The 21525-nt window shown below is 40.2% G+C and carries 20 protein-coding genes; 14 read left to right on the top strand and 6 right to left on the bottom strand.

Annotated elements, in window-relative coordinates; genetic code table 11:
- The first annotated feature begins 32 nt into the window (after positions 1 to 32).
- The 4 genes from ABJK37_RS11160 (at position 33) to ABJK37_RS11145 (ending at position 5134) form a co-directional block, all read left to right on the top strand.
- Complete coding sequence (locus ABJK37_RS11160) at positions 33 to 587, top strand: sigma-70 family RNA polymerase sigma factor (RefSeq protein ID WP_348353340.1); 555 nt, start codon at positions 33 to 35, stop codon at positions 585 to 587.
- Positions 580 to 1164 (top strand): hypothetical protein, encoded by a 585-nt coding sequence (locus ABJK37_RS11155; RefSeq protein WP_348353337.1) that lies wholly within the window; start codon positions 580 to 582, stop codon positions 1162 to 1164. The genes ABJK37_RS11160 and ABJK37_RS11155 overlap by 8 nt, the downstream gene beginning before the upstream one ends.
- Before the next feature lie 9 nt (positions 1165 to 1173).
- Positions 1174 to 3096, top strand: coding sequence for a hypothetical protein (locus tag ABJK37_RS11150; protein WP_348353334.1), 1923 nt, complete (start codon positions 1174 to 1176; stop codon positions 3094 to 3096).
- 181 nt (positions 3097 to 3277) lie between these two features.
- Positions 3278 to 5134, top strand: coding sequence for a diguanylate cyclase (locus tag ABJK37_RS11145; protein ID WP_348353331.1), 1857 nt, complete (start codon positions 3278 to 3280; stop codon positions 5132 to 5134).
- 150 nt (positions 5135 to 5284) lie between these two features.
- Here ABJK37_RS11145 and ABJK37_RS11140 read toward each other — a convergent pair whose 3' ends face one another.
- The 3 genes from ABJK37_RS11140 to ABJK37_RS11130 form a co-directional block, all read right to left on the bottom strand.
- The gene (locus ABJK37_RS11140; RefSeq protein WP_348353328.1) at positions 5285 to 6088 is read right to left on the bottom strand and encodes a transporter substrate-binding domain-containing protein; all 804 of its coding nucleotides are present in this window, start codon (positions 6086 to 6088) and stop codon (positions 5285 to 5287) included.
- 178 nt (positions 6089 to 6266) lie between these two features.
- A complete protein-coding gene (locus tag ABJK37_RS11135; RefSeq protein WP_348353325.1) occupies positions 6267 to 6917 on the bottom strand; it encodes a response regulator transcription factor in 651 nt (216 codons plus the stop codon).
- A gap of 125 nt (positions 6918 to 7042) precedes the next feature.
- Positions 7043 to 9385 (bottom strand): TonB-dependent receptor, encoded by a 2343-nt coding sequence (locus ABJK37_RS11130; RefSeq protein WP_348353322.1) that lies wholly within the window; start codon positions 9383 to 9385, stop codon positions 7043 to 7045.
- Between the two features lie 179 nt (positions 9386 to 9564).
- On the opposite strand from ABJK37_RS11130, the gene ABJK37_RS11125 reads away from it, so the two are divergent.
- Genes ABJK37_RS11125 through ABJK37_RS11110 form a run of 4 tightly spaced genes read left to right on the top strand, consistent with a single transcriptional unit; the run spans position 9565 to position 13876 of the window.
- The gene (locus ABJK37_RS11125; RefSeq protein WP_348353319.1) at positions 9565 to 10860 is read left to right on the top strand and encodes an SLC13 family permease; all 1296 of its coding nucleotides are present in this window, start codon (positions 9565 to 9567) and stop codon (positions 10858 to 10860) included.
- A gap of 21 nt (positions 10861 to 10881) precedes the next feature.
- Positions 10882 to 12081: a homoserine O-acetyltransferase gene (locus ABJK37_RS11120; RefSeq protein WP_348353316.1), complete on the top strand. Its 1200-nt coding sequence runs from the start codon at positions 10882 to 10884 to the stop codon at positions 12079 to 12081.
- A 24-nt stretch (positions 12082 to 12105) separates the two neighbouring features.
- Positions 12106 to 13098, top strand: coding sequence for a PHB depolymerase family esterase (locus tag ABJK37_RS11115; RefSeq protein ID WP_348353313.1), 993 nt, complete (start codon positions 12106 to 12108; stop codon positions 13096 to 13098).
- Positions 13099 to 13108: 10 nt separating this feature from the next.
- Complete coding sequence (locus tag ABJK37_RS11110) at positions 13109 to 13876, top strand: 3-hydroxybutyrate dehydrogenase (RefSeq protein WP_348353310.1); 768 nt, start codon at positions 13109 to 13111, stop codon at positions 13874 to 13876.
- A gap of 48 nt (positions 13877 to 13924) precedes the next feature.
- On the opposite strand, the gene ABJK37_RS11105 is transcribed toward ABJK37_RS11110, so the two are convergent.
- Positions 13925 to 14677, bottom strand: a complete 753-nt coding sequence (locus ABJK37_RS11105) for a helix-turn-helix transcriptional regulator (protein ID WP_348353308.1) — start codon at positions 14675 to 14677, stop codon at positions 13925 to 13927.
- 152 nt (positions 14678 to 14829) lie between these two features.
- Here ABJK37_RS11105 and ABJK37_RS11100 point away from each other — a divergent pair, with 152 nt between their 5' ends.
- The 3 genes from ABJK37_RS11100 to yiaA all read left to right on the top strand — a co-directional run bounded on the left by ABJK37_RS11100 (position 14830) and on the right by yiaA (position 16636).
- Positions 14830 to 15192: a hypothetical protein gene (locus tag ABJK37_RS11100; protein ID WP_348353305.1), complete on the top strand. Its 363-nt coding sequence runs from the start codon at positions 14830 to 14832 to the stop codon at positions 15190 to 15192.
- Between the two features lie 55 nt (positions 15193 to 15247).
- Positions 15248 to 16042 (top strand): DUF2145 domain-containing protein, encoded by a 795-nt coding sequence (locus ABJK37_RS11095; protein ID WP_348353302.1) that lies wholly within the window; start codon positions 15248 to 15250, stop codon positions 16040 to 16042.
- A gap of 135 nt (positions 16043 to 16177) precedes the next feature.
- On the top strand, positions 16178 to 16636 hold the full coding sequence (gene yiaA, locus ABJK37_RS11090) for an inner membrane protein YiaA (protein WP_348353299.1): 459 nt from the start codon (positions 16178 to 16180) through the stop codon (positions 16634 to 16636).
- Positions 16637 to 16718: 82 nt separating this feature from the next.
- Here the strand turns inward: yiaA and ABJK37_RS11085 are convergent, their stop codons facing one another.
- The gene (locus tag ABJK37_RS11085; protein ID WP_348353296.1) at positions 16719 to 18371 is read right to left on the bottom strand and encodes a carboxylesterase family protein; all 1653 of its coding nucleotides are present in this window, start codon (positions 18369 to 18371) and stop codon (positions 16719 to 16721) included.
- A gap of 476 nt (positions 18372 to 18847) precedes the next feature.
- Here ABJK37_RS11085 and ABJK37_RS11080 point away from each other — a divergent pair, with 476 nt between their 5' ends.
- Together ABJK37_RS11080 and ABJK37_RS11075 are read left to right on the top strand one after the other, a co-directional pair.
- Positions 18848 to 19345, top strand: coding sequence for a Rab family GTPase (locus ABJK37_RS11080; RefSeq protein ID WP_348353293.1), 498 nt, complete (start codon positions 18848 to 18850; stop codon positions 19343 to 19345).
- A gap of 22 nt (positions 19346 to 19367) precedes the next feature.
- Positions 19368 to 20411 carry an HD-GYP domain-containing protein gene (locus tag ABJK37_RS11075; protein WP_348353290.1) on the top strand — a complete coding sequence of 348 codons (1044 nt, stop codon included), beginning with the start codon at positions 19368 to 19370 and terminating at the stop codon, positions 20409 to 20411.
- An 87-nt stretch (positions 20412 to 20498) separates the two neighbouring features.
- On the opposite strand, the gene ABJK37_RS11070 is transcribed toward ABJK37_RS11075, so the two are convergent.
- Positions 20499 to 20927: an organic hydroperoxide resistance protein gene (locus ABJK37_RS11070; RefSeq protein ID WP_348353288.1), complete on the bottom strand. Its 429-nt coding sequence runs from the start codon at positions 20925 to 20927 to the stop codon at positions 20499 to 20501.
- A 125-nt stretch (positions 20928 to 21052) separates the two neighbouring features.
- Here ABJK37_RS11070 and ABJK37_RS11065 point away from each other — a divergent pair, with 125 nt between their 5' ends.
- The gene (locus ABJK37_RS11065; RefSeq protein ID WP_348353285.1) at positions 21053 to 21490 is read left to right on the top strand and encodes a MarR family winged helix-turn-helix transcriptional regulator; all 438 of its coding nucleotides are present in this window, start codon (positions 21053 to 21055) and stop codon (positions 21488 to 21490) included.
- Positions 21491 to 21525 lie beyond the last annotated feature (35 nt).

Raw genomic sequence — 21525 nt, 5'->3', positions numbered from 1 at the left:
TTTAACCTTAAAGCATGACACTTAAGGACACTATGAGCAGTAACAAGGGATTTAATCAGGAGGTGAGCCAAGAGTTTATAACACAGGCTAAAACTCAAGACCCCGAAACACTAAAAGATTTATATAAGTGTTACGCTGACGCGTGTTTCACTACAGCTTACCGTTTGAGTGGTGATGCTTCATTGGCTGCGGACATTTGCCATGAGGTATTTATAGTAATGATTGAGAAACTGCATAGTTTTAAAGGTCAGTCGGTTCAGTTTGGCGGCTGGATGAAGCGAATCGTCGTAAATAAAACCATTAATCGTATGAAATTTGAAATGCGTTTTACTGATATTGACGACTCCCCAATTGAGCACCCCAACACGCTTTTTACTCACCAATGGCTTGATTCATCGATTGATTTACATCAATTATTAGAAAAGTTGTCCGATCAACATCGAACAGTCTTATGGCTTTATGAAATAGAAGGTTATAGCCACGCAGAGATTGCTTCGATGTTTAACAAATCAGTGAGTTTTTCCAAGGTAACCGTATTACGAGCTTATCGTTCGTTACAACAATTATCTGAGGTATCCCATGTCTAATCATTTAACAGATGAGCAAATACTTGTACTTGACGATATAAATCACATTCATCTTACAAGCTGTGAACTTTGTCAGCAACGCTTACAAAACCGTGATCAAATCCGTAAACAGTTAGCCGCGCTGCCGTTATTACCTGCGCCAGAAATTATTGCCCATAAAATTGAAACCGAGTTAAACGCTAGGCAAACTTCTACATCACTAAATACTGCCTCAAATAATAGAGGTTTTATGTGGCGTACCTCGCTGGTTTCTATGGCCGCGTCTATCGTAGTTGTAGTAGCTATCAGTTGGTGGCGAGTGACGGCACCTGTGAACGACGATGTGTATAGTGCCTTGGTTCAGATAATTGAAAAAAACAACCAGGTTTTTAAACAAAATAGTCATGACATTGGCACAACCGAGGTATTTATGACAATGCAATTTGATGATGAACTCAGTGATATTGAGACTGCTATCCAGAGAGCGTATCTCAATAATTCATCACCAGAGAAAAAGCTTAAATTGTGGGAACGACGTCATGCACTACTCAAAAAAATGAAACAGTCACAATTGACTGCAACACAACAGCAAATTTAGGAGCAGAACATGTATAAAATCATCATAATAGCGCTGTTGGTATTTTACACAAACGTCAGTGCTCAAACACTTAGCAAACAATCACTTGAATTAATTGATACATTAAAGACACAACTTAAGGATGAATTTTCTCACGTAATTACCCAAGCGAAAGAGCAAAATATTCCCCTATCAGCACTAAATGGTCGATATCAATACCTTAAACATGATTCAGCTGCACTCGGGGTTATTTTTGAGCCTAATTCACAAGGCCTAAAGGTCTTATCTATTCGTCCTAACAGTGCCGCCGCTTACGCCAACTTAACTGCGGGTATGATTATCACCCACATTAACGGGATAAGTGTCACATCACAGAGCAATAAAACGCTGAGCCATATACTTAACAAATTGATGGCTATCGATACCCTGATTTTAAAGATTGCAGCGATAGACACCCCCTTAAGCATAGATTTTTCCAAGACAACGCGATATTCCCCAGCCTATCAGTTACAAATTAGCATTGAAGAAGCGAACACAACAAAAAGTAACAACAGCCCAGAGACGTTGCAAAAATCGCGAAGTTTACTCAGAAAGGTTGAGCTAAATATCCGACGTACCTTGGATCAAATAGTTAAATTTGAAACATCTAACGACAAACCTATTGACAATATAAACTTTGAACTATCCGATACAGTGAAAGGTGAATATTCTTATAAGTTAATTTTAGGGGACTCCCTCAACTATCACTATAGTTTACCAAAATTGGCAGACTTCAACGATGGTCGCTTGCCAGAATTACCTGCCTGTAATACAGAGCAATGCCGCAAAACTTATTTTCAATATTTAAGTTTACACTCCGAAAACACGGGTGTTTTAGGACGATTACGCACGACCCAATTTAGCCTTGCTGGTTATGGAACTCAACAGAATCTAACGGTAGCAATGCGTTTGTTTGAGACGATTGCAAAATTTTCCGAGTTATCTTATGCCAATGTTATGGCGGGTAAACTGTTACTCGAACATAAAAATGAACCTATTAGCGCATCAATATTTTTACGAAGAGCAGTAAAAGGAGAACAACCCGATCCTGAAGCGCTCAGGTTACTCAGCAAATTATACAGCAACCCTGAATTTGGCGTGATTACGCCAGAAGAAGCCTTACGTTTTGAAGAACTTGCCCTTTCCTATCCCTTGCCAGAGTTTAATTTATCAGCAGAGGAGTTTATGACTCGTGAGCTGGCGCAGTTTCCTGTCAACAAGAGCGGTTTTGAGAGTAGATACCGAGTTTCAACCAGACCAAGAAATGAAGTTATCCAGTTAAATGGCAAAGAAGGCGTATATCCATATTTGGTATTAAAAGATTTATCCTATTGCCAGACTGAAAAATGCCAACATCACTTTAAGTCATATTTTATAGTGAATAACAATCAAAGTTCATCGAATCAATTAGTGACCCAAATGAGGCTAGGTGAAATGTATAAAGCAGGATACGGTGTTAAGCCGAATCTTGTTAGAGCTATGTCATTTTTTGAAAATGCAGCCAAAAGTAATATTCACTATGCTCAATTCCAATTTGCCACTATAGCATTCGAACTCAAACGAAAAATAGATTATGCCAAAACCATGTTAGAGCGCTCCGCAGAAGCGGGATATCTACCTGCAATGAATAGTTTAAGTTTCCAATTCGAAATAGGCGAACATCGTGATAAAGATCTTAAAAGAGCTCTGTATTGGAAACAGCAGTATCGAGATTACAGTAAAGCAAAAAATACTATTTCACAAATAGATAATGGCGATGGCCTATCAGCAAAAATAATTAAACGATTACAAGGCTACACAATCGATTTGGATGAGTTATTTGAAGTTGAATCAAGATTGTTAAGCAAAGCTAGCGAATATCGAAATGGACGTGTATTTGAATTACCCCTAACGTTTGAGGATAAATCCCATTAACATACGATAAATTCGATTGCCGGAACCTTATTATACTGCTAACTCAATTTATTCTTTTATGTAATAAAATTAGAGTGTTATTCACTTTATCCATGTTATTGTTATTATACGTGGGTGAGTGATTTTTTTTTAGATGTGATGTAAATGCGATGCAATTCAATCTTAAAATAGAACAAAGATTATGTTGAAGTCTACTAAACACATCGCATTAATAGTGATCATTGTACTTTGCACTTTAAGTGCGACTCAACTGTCTGCCGAAACCATCCCTACACTCGATGTCCAACAAGAACTTAAAAATGGCAACGCTAGCCTCGCTGGAGATTGGGCGCTTAGCTGGGGTGAATGGACGCCTTTAGCCAAAGTGCATTCTTCAGAATCCAAGTTCAAGATTGTTCAGTTACCTAATTTTGTCCGTACTTTAGTGGATGAAAAAACGTTAAATGCATATCGCTTTGGTACCTATGCACTCAAACTAAAAAATTTACAGAATACCTTCAAAGAACCAGCAATAAGGATGCGTAATGTCAATGATGCATGGCAAGCTTGGTGGATTGACGAATCAGGCGCAACTCAGTTTTTAGGTGAGTCGGGGAAAATCGCAAAAGAATACGATGCTCAACAAATGCGCTTCAAGACATATATTTTGCAGTTACCTAAAAATGAAAACACAGGCACCCTAGTTATTTACCTTTCCGCACAATTATATAGCCGAGCTGGCATGTACGGAGCCTTCGAAGTAACTGAATTTGAACAGGCAAATAAATCCCTTCTTTCTGATTTAGCCAGTCGAGTCGCATTAATTGCGATTGGTTTATTGGTGGTTTTTCAGAATATTTTGTTCTTCATATTTCGACCAAAGGAACGCGTGCTATTATTGTTAGCGGTGTTTGCGTTTGCTGTTTTGTTGCGGGCGACGGTATCAACCGATTACGCCTATTATCTGTTAGGAGACCCGCTCCTATTTGATGTTTTACTAAGATTGGAATATATCACTATTGTATGGCCAGCAGTAGCTGGAGTGCACTTTTTCTCGTGTCTGTATCCAGCTAAACATTCTGACCTGATGATTAAATTAGGTTACATAGTGGTGGCAATGATAGTGGGCTGTACATTCATGGTATCACTGCAACAAGTCGTTAGTTACCTACTCTACTATCAAGTAATTTTGGGAATATTTTCTCTTTATACTTTGTGGTTAATAATTCATTCAATCATCGATAAATCTCATCGTTCGACGCTAATGTTCGTTAGTGGTCTTATCCTATTCATGGGGGTGATCAATGACGTAACTGCCGCCTTGTCAAGCTCATATAATCTCTACCTTTCAGAATACACTATATTTTTGTTTTTATTCGCTCAAACTCAATATCACTCGCTACGCTTTGTGTCTGCGCTTGATACGGCGGAACATCTAACTGATAACTTACAGGAAGAAGTAACTGAAAAAACCCAAGAGTTGTCGTCGCGCAATAGAGAGCTTGAGGACAAAGCGCAATATTTGAAACTTCAACATGATCAGATAAAGGAATTGTCAGAAACTGATCACCTCACCGGGTTATTCAATCGGCAAACATTTGATAGTTATTTTGAATTGCAATTTTCTGAAGCCATTGCGCAATCGAAAAAGTTAGCATTACTTATATTAGATATCGATAACTTTAAAAAAATTAACGACACTTATGGACATCAAGTAGGAGATGAGTGTTTAAAAGCGGTGGCACAATATTTAAAACAAACAAATTTACGCAAGGATGATTTTATTGCTCGTTATGGTGGCGAGGAAATCGTCATAATATTAAATAATACCGATATCAAGAGCGCCCAAGAAATCAGTCAAAGAATTTGTGATGGGATGCGTCAGATTAGATTAAAACCCGAACTAGCCTCTGTTGTACTGACTGCAAGTTTCGGTTTGGCTGAAGTAACGTTCAATGGCGCTAACAATATAAATCAACTATTAAAATTCGCGGATGATGCGCTCTATAAAGCCAAAGCTCTAGGAAAAAACCAAGTTGTAACGGCAGTGCCAGCGTAGCGCTACCTATATTTTTTCAGTCCATTTGGGAACTAAACGGATATCAGGCGCGCTAACGTTACAAAGAGAGCGTGTTTTTAGAACAAAAAATCCAGTTATTGCTTTTGTGAACTTTTAATGATGACTATTGCCACAAACACCAACCCAATGCTATTTATAGCGTGCAAGAATTGCTTGGTATTCACCACTGGATTTTAATTTATTTAACTGTTGATTAAATTCATTTCGAAGTTTTTCAGATTTGAATAAATAACCATTAGGACTATCGCCAAGCAACGCAAAACGGTCTACTTCTTGTGAATTATCAATCTCGTTATTATCCGCCAATTGAGCACGGTAATAGTCAAAAATATGCGCATCCATTTGTACTACCTCAAACCTTTCTAAAAATAACATTTTGACTTGCATGGCTTGGTCAAAAGTTTCTCTATAGCGGTCATGCCCCTTGACCATATTGGCGTACTCGTCCCCCAAATGCACTGCCGCGTCTTGCCACGACAGCAAACTATGCTTTTTGAGATCGCTCAACTGAGTAAATTGGTAATTATTCTTGCGTAAACTAAACGCAAAATTTTCGTAAGAATAGGCAATATCGGAGAGATAGCCGGGGAGATTGTATTGTTCAATAATATTGATATTCATATCGGATACAATATCCACATCGCCGGTTTGATAGGCTTTACTACGACGAGCATAAGGCAAATAAAGAGGTTCAATTTCGTAACCTAACGGAACCAATGCCGCTTTTAACAAATCTACAATGATCCCTTGGTTAGTATCGACAATCACCCATGGTGCCAACACTTCACCAAAGGCAACAGTAATTTTTTGGGCATTTTTTTCGGCACTATTTGCGGCATTGTTTTCTGCTCTTTGCTCGGCACTGTATGCTGAATTGAAAAACAACAAAAACAACACCTTTATGGTTACTTTCACTCGCATTTTACTCTTCATAACCACTCGGTAATTGGAAATTACGCGCCAAATACTAATGTCTATTAAGCGAAGGCACAACTTACACTTTAGTATTACTTGTTTGTTTTAGTTGGGCAAAGTTCAACTCTAATATGAGTAAAAGCTAACGCAAACAGTTCACCCAATTCTTCGATAGCGAGTCAAGAAGTACATCAATTTACTCCCCTGCTACTGTGCTCATTACACTTTTGAACATTACTCCAGCCTGCGTGCGGTTATTAAAACCTAACTTATTTAGAACTGCAGAAACATGTTGTTTGATAGTCGATTCACTAACTTGCAACTCAAATGCGATTTGTTTGTTTAATAACCCGTCTGCCATCAACTGCAAGACTCTAAGTTGATGGGGGGTGAGCTTTTCTAAGCGCGATGCAAACGTGATGTACTCAGAATTATTTAATTGCTTAACTTCATCGAGCATATCCTCCGGCACCCATATTTGACCGTCTAAGATTTGCTCAACCGCTTCGGTGATAACAGGTAGTGGAGTGGATTTTGGGATATAACCACTTGAACCAAAATCTATCGCTTTTTTGATGATGTCTGATCGTTCTTCTGCAGATACAATCACAACCAACACGTCAGGATAGTGATTACGCAACACAGTCAGTCCCATGAGCCCTTGATTACCCGGCATGTTCAGGTCTAGAAAAACCAACTCGATATTTTGATTAATAGTCAATAAGTCTAAGGTTTCCTCAAAACTTGCAGATTCTAAAATATTGTCACCTAGGACATTTAGCACCGCATGTTTTAATGCACTGCGAAATAAGGGGTGATCATCTGCGACTATGGCTTTCGCGAGCATTAATATAACCTTTAAAAATAAGAACCGAGAAGTACAGCCAGTAGAGTATGATTATTTTAGAGTTATGCCAATGCATCAACACAAAAAAGGCAGCCTAAGCTGCCTTATCATTAAGTGAAACAAAATTAGAATCTATAACCCAGTGTTAAACTAACCGTCATCGGATCACTATAGTAACCAATTAAGGTGTTATCACCACCAGTACCGGCTGTGTATCCAGTTGGGTCATCGGCGTTTTCAGTAACAAATTGATACCCACCAACGACATATTCTTCGTCAGTTAGGTTTTTAGCATGCAAACCGCCGTACCATTGACCGTCGGTGCTAGACCAAGATACGCTAACATTAAACAAACCATAGCCATCTTGGGTCACAAGACTGTTTGATGTTTCAGTAATAGTGTAATCGTCACGGTAGTAATAATTAGCATTGAAAGCGAAATCGCCCATATCATTGGACCAAATATAATTTGCCGCAAAGTTAGCGGTATATTCAGGCGTGTTAGATATCGCAAAAGTATCTGAAATATCCACCGGACCCGCTTCTGTTTGTTGGATCACCTCATCAAATTCAGCGTCGATATAACCCAAGGCAATGTCAAAGGTTAACTCGTCCGTTGCAGCATAGGTGATTTCTGCTTCAAGACCTTGCCCCGTTGAGCTACCAACGTTACCCAAGATTTGTTGTAGATCTTCTGGTGAGCTAACAGGTAACACAGAAATATACTGCCTATCTTTGTGATCTAGAGCAAACAAAGTCACGTTCGCACGTAAATTATCATTCCAGTCACTTTTCATACCAATTTCAAAGGAATCCACTATTTCTGGATCAACTGAAGGTTCATTTATAGTGGCTCTTGGATTAAAGGTACCCGACTTAAAGCCTTGGCCATAACTGGCATAGAACATTATATTTTGAGCGTATTGATATTCAACACTCGCACTTGGTGTTAAGCGAGACCAATCTTCGGTGGCAGGCGCATCTAACACGCCATCGCCATTGGAGTCAGTACCTAACACTTGTGGTACCAATTCCCCTTCAGGTCGCACATAACCCGGGATCCAGTTTGAATAGGGATACACATTGTCGAACACTAAACCATTATTAACAAAGGCTGATTTTTCTTCTTTGGTATAACGTAATCCCAAAGAAACAGACACCGTGTCTGACAAATCAAAGTTGCTTTGAGCATAAGCGGCTTGGCTCTCACTATTATTACAACCAGACACTTCTCGAGTCAGCCCTGGCGTGCCAAACGCCGCACGACCTAACACACCTAAAATAGCGTCGAAATTACCACACGACTCGCCGTCATATAGATACAAACCACCCACTATCCCAAATCCATCTCCCGCATAATTTAGATTAATTTCGTGAGTATCATTGCTATCTGTATATTCTGCTGGCACATCAAATATATCTAAAGCGGTGTTATCAAAGTCAATATTGGTGGGCGAATAACTTTCTCTGTGTGAACCAATATATTTAACTTGCAGCGCATCACTTACGTCATACTGCGCCAACCAACTGTAGCCTTCTAACTCTACTTTGTTGTAGGTAGGCATACTGGTATAAGAATCAAATACGCTATCTGGAACGGGTGCGTCGGTCAGACGACTCGGTAATAGCCGATAGCCACCTTTAGAATTAGAAGTATCTTCAGTTTTGTCCCAACGTAGTCTAAAAAACAAATCCTCCGTTGCATGAAACTCAACATTAAATCGAGCCGCCCATAAATCTTTGTTGTAGTTCTCTAGATCTTGATCTGGAAGCGCTGACTCTAAGTACTCACCGAATCCATCACGATTAAGCGAGGCGTAGCCAAATCCGACATATAATTTGTCTTGAATAATTGGCAATTGTCCAGTCAGTTTAAGGTCTTGCTGAGAATAACTACCTAAAGTAGCTGAAACATTAACCGAGGTGTCTCCCGACATTTCTTTGGTCACATATTTGATTGCACCACCTATGGTATTTTTACCATACAATGTGCCTTGAGGACCTCTTAATACTTCGATACGTTGCACATCTAATAAGTCTAGTACCGCTCCCTGAGGTCTTGCGATATATACATCATCAACATATATACCGACACCTGGCTCATATCCCCACAAAGGGTCTTGTTGCCCTACACCACGAATAAAAGCAGTTAAAGTCGAGTTAGTACCACGACTGTTTTGTAACGTTGTATTGGGTGAAAATTGTTGTATTTCGGTAATAACCGCGATACCCAGTTCGTTGAGTTCCATTTCCCCAATAGACGTTACGGCTATTGGCACTTCTTGCAAACTTTCTGTGGTTTTTCTTGCCGTCACCTCAATGCGCTCAAGACCTTTTTTATCTTCGTTTTGCTGTGCTTGTAGGTTACCACTGCTTAACAACACAGTTCCTACTGCCATGGCGCAAAGCGAGTGTTTAAATAGTTGTTTAGTAGCAGTCAAACTTTCGGCGTTATTTATATTTTTCATTATGTGTCCTTGGATTGTATTTTGTTTTTCTATTTGCTGCGGTCTAAGTAACCTTAATCCAGAACTGAGTTGATGTCCTTAGTACCATAGTACTATGGGCATTAATGACACTTTGCCACACACTTACACCATCCTATTAAGCCTGCGGTCACAGACTTAAATTAAAGGAAACAAACAATATGCTTAGTTTAATTGGCCTCATTGGTGGATTGCTACTGTTAATAGTGCTCACTATTCGTGGTATGAATCTGTTTATTGCCGCACCTCTTTGCGCGCTTTTGGTGGCTCTCACCAGCGGTTTACCCATTTTTATTGGAGATAGCAACTTTGTAACGAGTTATATGCAAGGCTTTTCTGGTTTTATCGCCTCTTGGTTTTTTATGTTTTTGCTTGGTTCGCTATTTGGCAAATTCATGGAAGACACAGGAGCTGCGGATTCATTAGCTAGGTGGATCATCAGCAAGTTAGGTCGACAACAGGCTGTGGTTGCCGTTGTATTAGCTTGTGCGGTGCTGACTTATGGTGGTGTAAGTGTATTTGTGGTGGCTTTTTCAGTTTACCCGATGGCGCTTAGTCTATTTAAAGATGCCAATCTACCACGGCGCTTTATTCCTGCTGCATTGGCTTTTGGTTCAGTGACTTTTACAATGACTTCTGCAGGTTCGCCCGAAATTCAAAACTGGATCCCCATAAAATATTTAGGTACCTCACCTTTTGCTGCTTGGGAAGTCAGCTTAGTGGTAGCCATTTTTATGGCAAGCTTTGGCTTTTGGTGGATGCGAAAAATGATCAATAAAGCAGTAGCCAATGGTGAAAAATTTGAAACTCGAAGCCATGATCCTGAAATCCCAGAAAGAGACTATCCCCACCCTTTTACCGGAATTTTTCCGCTGTTTGTAGTATTGATTTTGTCTTTTCTGTTACATGATTCATTGCAGCAATTGGCGCTAATCGTGGCGTTAGGTGGCGGCGTGTTAAGTTTAATGGTAATCAACTTCAAACACTTCCATCACTTAGAAAATGCTGTCACTGCAGGCACCACTGGGGCGCTAATTGCAATTGGTAATACCGCGGCAGTAGTAGGATTTGGAAGCATAGCCAAATCAACTATCGCATTTCAGACTGCGGTCGAAGTTATGTCACAAATACCTGGCAATGAGTTAATTGGAGCCGCTATTGCCATTAGCGTCATTGCCGGACTAACAGGCTCGGCTTCAGGTGGACAAGTGATTGCACTTCCGCTTCTAGCACCAGGTTATCTAGAACAAGGTGTTGACCCAGATGAATTACATCGCATTGTTTCAATTTCATCTGGCGCATTAGATTCGTTGCCACATAATGGGTATGTGGTCACCACGATCAGAGCAATCTGCCACGAGACCCATCAACAAGCCTATTGGGCATTGGGCGCAGTAACGGTAGTTGTACCTATATGCGGTGTGGCATTGGCAATCGCTTTATTTAGTTTTATATAAATCATCCCCAGGAAAATTGATATGACGCAACTCAAACCACATCACCTTAAATACTTTACGGTGTGTCTGATTTTGATATTTAGCTCAATTGCTAGCGCAGAATTATTGGTAGCTAAACAAAAATTTGAGACAGAAAACTTCAACACATTTAATGGAAAAACCATAAAAAAAGTACAAGTTGGTTGGGAAAGTTACGGTCAATTGAACCCACAAAAAGACAATGTAATATTAGTTACCCACTACTTTTCCGCCAGTTCTCATGCCGCTGGTAAATACACTAAAGACGATCCACAGGCCGGTTACTGGGATGCACTAATAGGTCCAGGTAAAGCCATAGATACCAATAGATTTTTCGTTATTAGTGTCGACAGCCTAGCCAACTTAGGAGCATACGATCCAAATGTCATCACAACTGGACCAGCAACAATTAACCCCGATACCGGCAAGCCTTATGGTTTGGACTTTCCCGTTGTCACTATTAGAGACTTTGTGAATATACAAAAGTTGGTGCTCGAAAGTTTAGGCATTGAGAAGCTCCATGGCGTCATTGGAGCATCAATGGGATCAATGCAAGCAATTGATTGGGCATCAGCCTATCCTGACTGGGTGCCAAGAATGGTATCAATCATTGGAAGTGCCCAAAGTGACGCTTGGACAACATCTCTATTAGAACGTTGGGCAATCCCAATTCGACTCGACCCAAATTGGCGAAATGGCAATTATTACGGGCATACCCCGCCAACTGAAGGATTAATCGCAGCCTTAATGTTCATCACCCAAGATGCCTTGACTCCCATGGCGTTTAACCAAGTAGGTCAAACAGCTTCGGTTAATCACAACCCATTAGAATTAGACCCGTTGCAGTCAATAACAGCCCGTTATTCTATTACCAACTGGCTAAGAGAGCGTGCACAGCAACGAGCAAAGTTATCCGATGCTAACCATCTATTATATTTGACTCGTGCATCGCAACTGTTTATTACCGGCCACGGTGCAAACCTCACCTCAGGTTTACAAACTATCCAAGCTAAAACCCTATTTATACCCTCAGGCAATGATCTACTACTGATGCCCTACCTAAGCCAAGAGGCCAACCAAGCGCTTTTAGACTTAGGCAAGGTCAGCCAATTAGAAAAGCTAACAGGCGATTCTGGCCATCTAAACGGAGTGAGCGGCATTAGCGAAAAAGCCCTCAAAATTAAAGAGTTTATTGAACAATAATTTATGCCATCAAAGAGTAACAAAATGAAAAAAATAACCATTGTGCTGTTAAGCGGTTTACTCGCTAGTAGTAGCCAAGTATTTGCAAACAATCTCAATCTAGACCTTACAGAAATTGGCGTATCTGGTTTATCAAGTGGCGGGTTTATGGCAAATCAATTCCATATTGCCCATTCTGATTGGGTTACTAAGGTTGGAGTCATTGCGGCTGGCCCCTATTATTGTGCGCAAAATAGTATCAAAACTGCCCTATCTCAGTGTGTCAACAAAAGTACTGAGGCCACTAGTCAGAATCTAACCCTTCAAGCTGAAATCTACCAAAAGCGACAAGAAATTGCGAAATTGGAGAATTTAAAAGGCAGCAAAGTCTGGTTATTGCGGGGTACCAAAGACACAAAAATAGATATTGATGTCACTCAAGCCTTACACCAGCAATACCTCAAATGGATTGACTCGGACAATGTGCAATACGTAAACGATAAACCTTTCGCTCACCACTTCCCCACGCTTGCATCGGGTTCACCATGTGATGTGTCAGAGTCTCCCTTTATCGGCAATTGTAATTACGACGGGGCGGGAAAGATGTTGGAATTTTTGTACCCCAATTTACAACCCAGAAACCCTCAACCAACCGGGAAAATAGTGTCATTTAATCAAGAATCTCTAGGTGGCGACTCAGCGACCACACTCGCTGACAATGGATTTGTGTATATTCCTAAAAGTTGTGCGGCAGGTGAAACTTGTCAATTACACATTAGCTTCCATGGCTGCCAGCAAAATTATCAAACCGTAGGCAATCAGTTTATCGAACACAATGGTTTAAACAATTGGGCTGACAACAACCAAATGGTTGTTCTTTATCCACAAACCAAAAACTCCACTTTTATGCCTTTGAATCCTCAGGGATGTTGGGATTGGTGGGGTTATACCAGCACTGAGTATGCCACCCAAAATGCACCACAAATTGAAGCCGTAAAAAAAATGGCTGAATCATTAAATCAAAAATTAGATATTTAGGAGAATAGTTTTGTCTAACAAAAATGTACTAATTACTGGTGGCGCGAGTGGAATTGGTTTGGGAATTGCCGAACACTTAGGCGCTTTGGGCCACCATATTATTATTGCCGATATCAACCTTGATGCGGCAACCAGCGCTATGGAGCAATTGCAGCAGCAAGATATGAGTGCAGCAGCAATTAAACTTGATGTTACCAATTTGCAAGACGTAAGCGACTTGCCTAACAAACTACAACCACTAACAGTCGATGTGTTGATCAACAACGCTGGCATACAACACGTGAGTAAACTAGAAGATTTTCCCCCTGAAAAATGGCAACTTTTAATCAACATTATGTTAGTCGCGCCAGCCATGTTAAGCCAAGCACTATTGCCAAAAATGCGCCAACAAAATTACGGCCGAATTATTAACATAGGCTCGGTGCATTCGGTGGTCGCCTCTCCCTTTAAGTCTGCCTATGTAGCGGCTAAACATGGTTTACTAGGGTTTGCTAAAACACTTGCCTTAGAAACCGGTGACTGTGATGTAACGGTCAACACATTATGCCCAGCATACGTAAAAACCCCATTGGTAGAAAACCAAATTGCGGCTCAAGCCATTGAAAACGGTATTAGCGAACAACAAGTCGTAGATACAATCATGTTGGCACCTATGCCTAAAAAATCCTTTATAGGAATAGATGAACTGGCAGCGACTGCAGCATTCTTGTTATCTAACGAAGCCAGAAACATCACAGCCCAAGCACTAGTGATTGATGGTGGATGGACCGCTAGATAAGCCTCTCTTAATTTTATTCACCCAACTACCTGAAGTATCTGAGTATATTCAGGTAGTTGGGCCGCCATGTTGTTTACGCATATTCTCGAATAACGAGGGCTCCCAAGGACGCATCGCCATTAACAAACCAATATGTTGTCTTTTGTTTAACGGTAAGTCCGCGTCTTCTTGATTCAACACTGCCGCTTCTTTTGTTAATTGATTAAGTTTACGCTGAATGATTTCGATAGATGATTGCGAGTAGCGTCCCCGTAAATAAAAACGGAACAACCATTTTTCATTTTGTTTTGGAGCCATAAATTTAACCATAACCTCCTGCTCCATGAACTTTTCCAATGGCCCCCCTGGGATCCATCTAAAGTCTTGGGCAATCAATGATTTAAAATGGTTATTGGGCAATAGTTCAATAATTTTCAGCTTGTCTAATCTGGCTAATAATTGAATACATTGATGTTTATCTATGTCGTAATAATCAATGATCTCATCAAATTTCCATGCATCACGCACACATACGGCGATTAACAGTAACTTAGGATCAGCTAATAGTTGGTTTTCTTGCTCTGCTGTCAACTGGCTGATTTTCTGCACTTGTTTTTCAGTTAGCATAAACAAGTCCGATAGGCGCATATGCAAAATATCGCAAAGCTGCTCCAGACGCTGCAACGTAAAGTTTTGAGTCGAAAAGATCCGTTTGATATTGGCTTCGCTCATATCTAGCTTAAGTGCAATATCTTTGTAAGTAATTTGTTGTTGTCGCAATAATTGTTTCAACGTTTGACTGACTTGAGTGATTTGACTCATAAGCTTCCCAGTTAAGATGGTATACCTAAACTATACCTTAAGTGTTATTTGAGTATACAAATATCATTAGTGTTTACCAATCAAATACCAAGACTTAATGTGTAGCGGGTTCAAACACGAGTTAACAATCCTCAATCAATAAAGGAACAACAATGAAACTAACCAATATTGCTTTACTTTCAACTCTTGCCATTACCTCAGCCACTGCCCACGCAGAAGGGTCCACTCACCATAGTGGCCAAGCAAGTAAACATTCTGTCTTAGCTGTAGGTCATGGCGCTTTATCCACTGCTAAAGTAGCCAGCGCAGTGGTGGCTGTGCCACTTGTAGTAACGGGAAGCCTAGCCTTAAAAGCTGGCGCCGCCAGTGTTCAAACCGGAGCCACTTTTGCTGATTCAGCCAGTACACATACAAGACATCGGTCTTTGGTGATCACCGAAACGACAATCACCGCAGATCCAGCTCCAGATCAAGTGATGGTTATCAAGAAAAAACACCGCGTTATCACTAATTAGACCTTAGCAGCCAAATTAATTGATAGCTTTTGATTACGATTAAAAGGAATAAACTATGAGTGTTAGCCGATTATTTATTTTACTGGCTTTATTTAGCCTTCCTACTTGGGCAGGAAGTCAGGCGAATGCCCCTGCGGTATTAGCGCCCGAAAAAATTGTTAAATTTGCCAAAGATGTTGAAAAATATGCCGCGTCTAAAGGCGCAAGAGCATTTATCATTGCCCGAGTTGGTCGACCAGAGAAAGATCTACCGAAAGGTGTTCTCTTTACCCACACAGCGATTGCAGTCTATTCAAACATTCAACTGGATAGTGGTGAATTTGTCCAAGGTTACGCTATTCACAATCTATATCAGCTCGATGGCAAACCCGATAGGAGTCAACTTGTACAAGACTATCCTGTGGATTTTTTCTGGGGAGCACAGAGTTTAAAAGCAGGCATAATTATTCCTAGCGATGAAATCCAAACCCAGCTAATAAAACTAATCGCCAGTGGTGACAATACTAAGTTACACAATCCTAAATACTCAGTAATAGCTAACCCAATGAATAGTCAATTACAAAATTGCACTGAACATACCTTAGATATGCTCAATGCCGCCATTTATCAAACAACAGATGTACTAAAACTCAAAGCCAATACTCGTGCTTACTTTACTGCTCAGCAACTTAAAACCAGTCGCTTTAAATTAGCTCTTGGCTCTATATTTATGGATGAGATAACCACCAAAGATCACCACGGAAAAATTGCAACCGCCACTTTTGGCTCTATCCACAAGTACTTAGATCATTACCAATTAAGCCAATACGGCGTAACCTTAAATGCGGATGGTGACGCAACTGTACTTTAAGGTAAAGAATAGTATTAATATACCTTTGGTAGTAAAAATCACTACAAACTGTAAAAGGGTATATTTTAAACTAACTAGCGTTTATTGTAACCCCAGTTAAACAAGCTGACTAAATCACTTACAAGGAATTCGATTATGACAACTCAAGCCCCTACAAAGTCTTATTTTTTAGCGTCTATTGCCGCTTTAGTAATTGGAGCTGGCGCATATGGAATTGGCCTATTCAATGCTGAGATGGCGTTAAATGAAAAAGGCTATTATTTGTGTATCATTTTATACGGGTTGTTCTCTATGGTGTCGCTACAAAAAACCATTCGCGATAAAGCTGAAGGGATTGCCACATCCAAAATTTATCACAGTATTTCTTGGGCATCAGCAGGGATTTCTATTGCCCTACTAGGTATTGGGTTATTCAATGCAGATTTATTATTGAGCGAAAAAGGCTTTTACGCTATGGCCTACGTTTTAAGCATCTTTGCAGCAGTAACCGTTCAAAAAAACGTTCGTGACAAACACGCTTTTGAGTCACAACAACCAACAACACAAACCTCAGTGCATCAAGACGCACTACAAGACGAAATAATCACCGAATAACAAGGGAATAGGTAATAGAGAGCTAAGCTCTCTATTACTACTGCGTACTACTTTTGCACCCTTAACGGAAACCTCAACTAAATCAGCCCTCCCCCAGTTCGAAGCCATTGATTTTAGCCATCAAGGTATAACGCTTACGCAATAACGACATACTCTCTTGTGTTATTGTCGTGCCTATAACAAGTCGTTTATTATCTTCGAATTTAGGCCAAGCAGGAAATTCACTGGAATTGGGATCGCCAGTTTTGATAAAGCGGATAAAATAGCCCTGAAATGTTGCCGAAATAGCGTAATCGTCGTCATTCCAAGCAAACACGTTATTACTTGCTAAGTTACCCATCACATATTCTATTTCAGCCGAATGTACCGCACCTCTGCTGCTCGGCTGCGCTGGACTATCCTTAGACTTCTCGACTAAACCACCAGCTAATGCTGGCTGCATATCACTGAAATTCGATGTTAATTGTGGTCTAGGGTGAGTATATAAATAGGAATAAACACTTTGGTCACTATGGCGTTGTACGTATTCCGTCCATACCCAGGTACCGTAACTTAAGAAACGGTCGCTGGCTAAAGCTTGAGCAGAATCTAACACTGACTCTTTGTTACTTGCAGGATACAACGCTAGAATTTGCTTAAAATATTTAGGATAAAGCTGCTTTACTGCTTTGTGATAATTTTCAACACTCGCAATCTTGTCTCCTAATACTTGATTAGCGCCACCTTCTTCTGAATTTACACCAGCTAAAACAGGCACTTTCGCCAGATGACCTTGCTGCAATAAAGTCAATGGAGCATCAGGGAAAAAATAATTATCAATATTAGGTTTATACCAAATTAGGTCGTGCTCTGCAGTTTTCTGAAGTAACTCACTAGCACTTAATTTTCGAAGGTCAGCGATAGACTTAACCCTCAGCGTAGTTAAAAGATCCTCCCCTTTTTGCTCGGCCATTTCTAAAGTTTGGCTAGAAAAACCAGATCCAACTATTGAACCACTCTGCCCGATAACTGAAGAAATCAAATCTTTACTCAAGGGTGAAATCATCAAAGCACTTACCGACATAGAGCCGGCAGATTCACCCGCAATAGTTATTCGCTGTGGGTCTCCACCAAAACTAGCGATATTTTTTTTGACCCATCGCAACGCCGCGACCTGATCTAAAAACCCATAATTTCCCGAACCGTGATAGCTTGACTCAGCACTGAGCTCAGAATGCGCCATAAAGCCAAAAACACCCAATCGATAATTAACAGTCACTGTCACCACATCATTTTGGGCCATGCTGCTGCCGTCATAACGAGGCTCAGAACCATCACCCGCAATAAACCCGCCACCATGAAAATACACCAGAACTGGCTGTGGGCGTTTTGGCGTTAAATCTGCGCTCCAAATATTCAGATATAAACTGTCTTCACTGACGTCAGGAGAACGAAAATTCATGTCCCCAAATATGGGGATTTGCATGGGCCTTGCTGCAAATTCTTTTGTTGGCTTAACACCTTGCCACGCATCCATTGCTACAGGAGGTCTCCAGCGCAATTCTCCTGTAGGAGGTTTAGCATAAGGTACCCCCTTAAATTGATATACCCCTTGAGCTTGATCATAGTGGCCTTCTATCTTTCCTTTATCAGTAGTGACCTCCAAGCTGGTTAGCGTCGCATTTACGTTAAAACAAAACATTAGCATCAATCCAACTTGGCAGGATAACCATCTGATAACTCTGATTTTAATCATCACTTTTACTTTAAGTCATAATGAGGTGAGTAAAGTTTACACCAATAAAAGTCGCGATACACCGTTGCTGAGTCTAAGACAACTTGCTCGATAACTTAGCGAGTATAAACAACCTGTTTCAACGAAAACTGCGGCTTTAATTGGAGTCATTAATTACCCTAAATTCGATGCGATTCATGCATTTAGGTGGACACCACTTTAAATAAAATTAACGCATTTAAAATTATGATTATTTTCCTAACCTAATACTATATAGTTATGGATAACCTCGAATCTGTATCGTGCAAACTTTTGTATAATTGACAAAGTCATCGATTTCCTAAACTATTGACCTAACTAACTAATTTAAAAGTAAATATGACCAAAGTAAGTGGCCTAGTAAAATTAGCTTGTGGCGACTAACCTCTAAGTTGAACTGTTCATTTGTAACACTTACGAATGTGAAAGCTAAGTGATTCATAAAGGAAAAAAATAGAGTGATACAAAAGAAAATTTGCTTGTTGGGAGCATTTTCAGTGGGTAAAACCAGTTTGATTAAGCGCTTCGTTGAAAGTATTTTTAGCGAAAAATACCTGACAACTATCGGTGTGAAAATCAACAAAAAAAAGCTGTCTATCGCCGAACAAGACATCAATCTAATGATATGGGATTTAGAAGGTGAAGACGACTACACTGAAATTAACACCAATTATTTGCGTGGTTCAGCGGGTTATATTCTAGTAGCCGATGGCACAAGAGCAAAAACCCTAGATTCAGCATTATCTATTCATAAGATGGTGCAAGATTTACTTGGCGATATACCTGCGGTACTTGCGATAAATAAGGCCGATATCGAAGATCAATGGCTTATATCCCCCGAATCAATTGATAATATTGACAAAAACCTCACCGTTATAAAAACCAGTGCCAAGTCAGGCGATAATGTAGAAGCGTTATTTACGACTTTGTCACAGAATATGTTAGGTATAAAATAAAAATACAGTGGAGCAGAAAATCATGTCGGTAACAACACTAGAAAAACTTTATTCTGAGCTCGATTTTGCTGTGTTGTCGATATGTAAAAACGACCTGATTACCTGTCTCACTGAACCGCCAAGTTGGTTTAAGCATTTTTATCCGAGTCTCAACAAAGGTGGTCACCTTAACCAAGAAGAATTACCGGGCTTTTTACAACATTTTATGTACGACGCTGAAGACCATTGGCAGCGTAAACAATCAGGCCAATTAAAATCTGGATTATGGGTGGAAGAAGCGCCAGATGACACAGAATGGTTAATGGAGGCAACGGCTGTCTTAGTTGAAGATGACAGATTGCTGTTACTAAATCTTACCGATAAAGATCACGGCACCCATCAGAAGAAACAACAACTGATGCGAGAAAATTTACTTACCAAAGAAAAGCTAGAGCTTGAGGTACACCGTAGAACCCAACAAATTCGCGAGAGGGAAGAAGAAATTGCAATTAGATTGATTTCTGCTGCAGTCCAACGAGATGAAGAAACAGGCGCTCACATTCGTAGAATCGGCTTGTATTCAGCAGAGATGGCCAAAGAACTTGGCTGGCCCCTGCCTCTTGTAGATGACATCAAACTCGCCGCTCCCATGCACGATATTGGGAAAATTGGTATTCCAGACAAAATTTTGCAAAAACCTGGCCGTTTGACTGAAGACGAATTTGCAATAATGAAAGATCATTCGAGAATTGGTGGCGAGATGTTAGCAGGAAGTGGGATATCATTACTCAATACCGCATCTATTATCGCCAATTATCACCACGAAAAATGGGATGGTTCTGGTTATCCCGATGGTTTAAAAGGTAAAGAAATTCCTGAAGCTGCCAGAATTGTGGCCATCGTTGATGTGTATGATGCGCTAGTCCATGAAAGAGTTTACAAAAAAGCGTTTTCTGAAACAAAAACTCTGGCAATCATGAATGAAATGGCCCAAAACCACCTTGATCCAAACCTATTTGCTGTATTTTTGTCAATAATAGACAGAATCAGGGAAATAAAAGATCAGAATCAGGATGAAGAAATCTAAGCACAACTAATAGGAAAAGCGGCAATAAATGTAGATAGCATATTTTGGACAAAATATGCTATCTAACCAATTACCTGTTTCAGCTTGTTAAAGTACCGATAGTTCAACGGCAATATTGCCGCGAGTAGCGTTAGAATATGGGCAAACTTCATGTGCTTTAGCGACTAACTCTTCAGCGGTAGTTTTGTCTAAATCGGCAACAAATACACCCAATTTTACCGCAATTCCAAAACCTCCATCTATTGGTCCAATTGACACCTCCGAGTCGATATGTGTATCAACAGGTAACGTTATTTTTGCTTGGCCGGCCACTAGCTTTAGTGCGCCAATAAAACAAGCAGCGTAACCAGCCGCAAATAATTGTTCGGGGTTAGTTCCCTGACCATCATCGCCGCCTAAGCCTTTTGGTGTTGAAAGTTTTACATCTAAGCGAGCGTCATCTGACTTCGCAGTGCCTTCCCTACCACCTGTAGCTGTTGCTCTAGCGGTATATGCAGTTTGAATTAAATTTTTCATTGCTTTTCCTTATTCAGTTTAGCGATCAATTTATTTTGTATGCAAAATAATAAGACAAACAAAACATCGTTGCAAATATTTTGCATGCAAATTAAAATGTCCAACCTGAATGATTGAGAAGCTTAATGAATAACTCGCAATTAAAACTGGATAATCAAATTTGCCATCGCTTGTATAGAGCATCTAATTCTGTTGTGCGGGCTTATCGAGACGCGTTAAATCAGTTAGACCTGACCTACCCACAATACGTGGTAATGATGGCGTTATGGGAAGAAAACAGAATTAGCATTGCAGGCTTGTTAAACAAGACCAAAATTGACGGCGGTGCCATGACTCAAATTCTAAAAAAAATGTCTGAGAAACAGCTTTTATCGGTGGGTGTAGACAAAAAAGATAAGCGTAAGCGCCTTGTTAAGCTGGAGTCGCATGGCGCACAACTGCAACAACAAGCAGTGCATATTCCAGAACAGATTCGCTGTAGATTTCAATCGATAAATACTCAGGAAGCGGACCAATTAATCCAGCTACTCGACAAACTCAATTTCGATTTCGAAAATACTTAATTGCCGTGAAGCCTAGAATTGACGGTTTCCCAAGT

It is taken from the genome of Paraglaciecola sp. (assembly GCF_039964565.1).
In the GTDB taxonomy this organism is placed as follows: Bacteria; Pseudomonadota; Gammaproteobacteria; order Enterobacterales; family Alteromonadaceae; genus Paraglaciecola.
Note: the sequence above shows the minus strand (reverse complement) of the source record. Positions and strands in the feature narration are given on the sequence as shown.

Excerpts from the sequence above, each read along its gene's own strand:
- ABJK37_RS11070 (WP_348353288.1), bottom strand. The coding sequence starts at position 20,927 with ATGAAAAATTTAATTCAAACTGCATATACCGCTAGAGCAACAGCTACA.
- ABJK37_RS11065 (WP_348353285.1), top strand. The coding sequence starts at position 21,053 with ATGAATAACTCGCAATTAAAACTGGATAATCAAATTTGCCATCGCTTG.
- ABJK37_RS11130 (WP_348353322.1), bottom strand. The coding sequence starts at position 9,385 with ATGAAAAATATAAATAACGCCGAAAGTTTGACTGCTACTAAACAACTA.
- ABJK37_RS11115 (WP_348353313.1), top strand. The coding sequence starts at position 12,106 with ATGAAAAAAATAACCATTGTGCTGTTAAGCGGTTTACTCGCTAGTAGT.
- ABJK37_RS11075 (WP_348353290.1), top strand. The coding sequence starts at position 19,368 with ATGTCGGTAACAACACTAGAAAAACTTTATTCTGAGCTCGATTTTGCT.
- ABJK37_RS11105 (WP_348353308.1), bottom strand. The coding sequence starts at position 14,677 with ATGAGTCAAATCACTCAAGTCAGTCAAACGTTGAAACAATTATTGCGA.
- ABJK37_RS11140 (WP_348353328.1), bottom strand. The coding sequence starts at position 6,088 with ATGAAGAGTAAAATGCGAGTGAAAGTAACCATAAAGGTGTTGTTTTTG.
- ABJK37_RS11085 (WP_348353296.1), bottom strand. The coding sequence starts at position 18,371 with ATGATTAAAATCAGAGTTATCAGATGGTTATCCTGCCAAGTTGGATTG.
- ABJK37_RS11160 (WP_348353340.1), top strand. The coding sequence starts at position 33 with ATGAGCAGTAACAAGGGATTTAATCAGGAGGTGAGCCAAGAGTTTATA.
- ABJK37_RS11100 (WP_348353305.1), top strand. The coding sequence starts at position 14,830 with ATGAAACTAACCAATATTGCTTTACTTTCAACTCTTGCCATTACCTCA.
- yiaA (WP_348353299.1), top strand. The coding sequence starts at position 16,178 with ATGACAACTCAAGCCCCTACAAAGTCTTATTTTTTAGCGTCTATTGCC.
- ABJK37_RS11120 (WP_348353316.1), top strand. The coding sequence starts at position 10,882 with ATGACGCAACTCAAACCACATCACCTTAAATACTTTACGGTGTGTCTG.
- ABJK37_RS11095 (WP_348353302.1), top strand. The coding sequence starts at position 15,248 with ATGAGTGTTAGCCGATTATTTATTTTACTGGCTTTATTTAGCCTTCCT.
- ABJK37_RS11145 (WP_348353331.1), top strand. The coding sequence starts at position 3,278 with ATGTTGAAGTCTACTAAACACATCGCATTAATAGTGATCATTGTACTT.
- ABJK37_RS11150 (WP_348353334.1), top strand. The coding sequence starts at position 1,174 with ATGTATAAAATCATCATAATAGCGCTGTTGGTATTTTACACAAACGTC.
- ABJK37_RS11155 (WP_348353337.1), top strand. The coding sequence starts at position 580 with ATGTCTAATCATTTAACAGATGAGCAAATACTTGTACTTGACGATATA.
- ABJK37_RS11125 (WP_348353319.1), top strand. The coding sequence starts at position 9,565 with ATGCTTAGTTTAATTGGCCTCATTGGTGGATTGCTACTGTTAATAGTG.
- ABJK37_RS11135 (WP_348353325.1), bottom strand. The coding sequence starts at position 6,917 with ATGCTCGCGAAAGCCATAGTCGCAGATGATCACCCCTTATTTCGCAGT.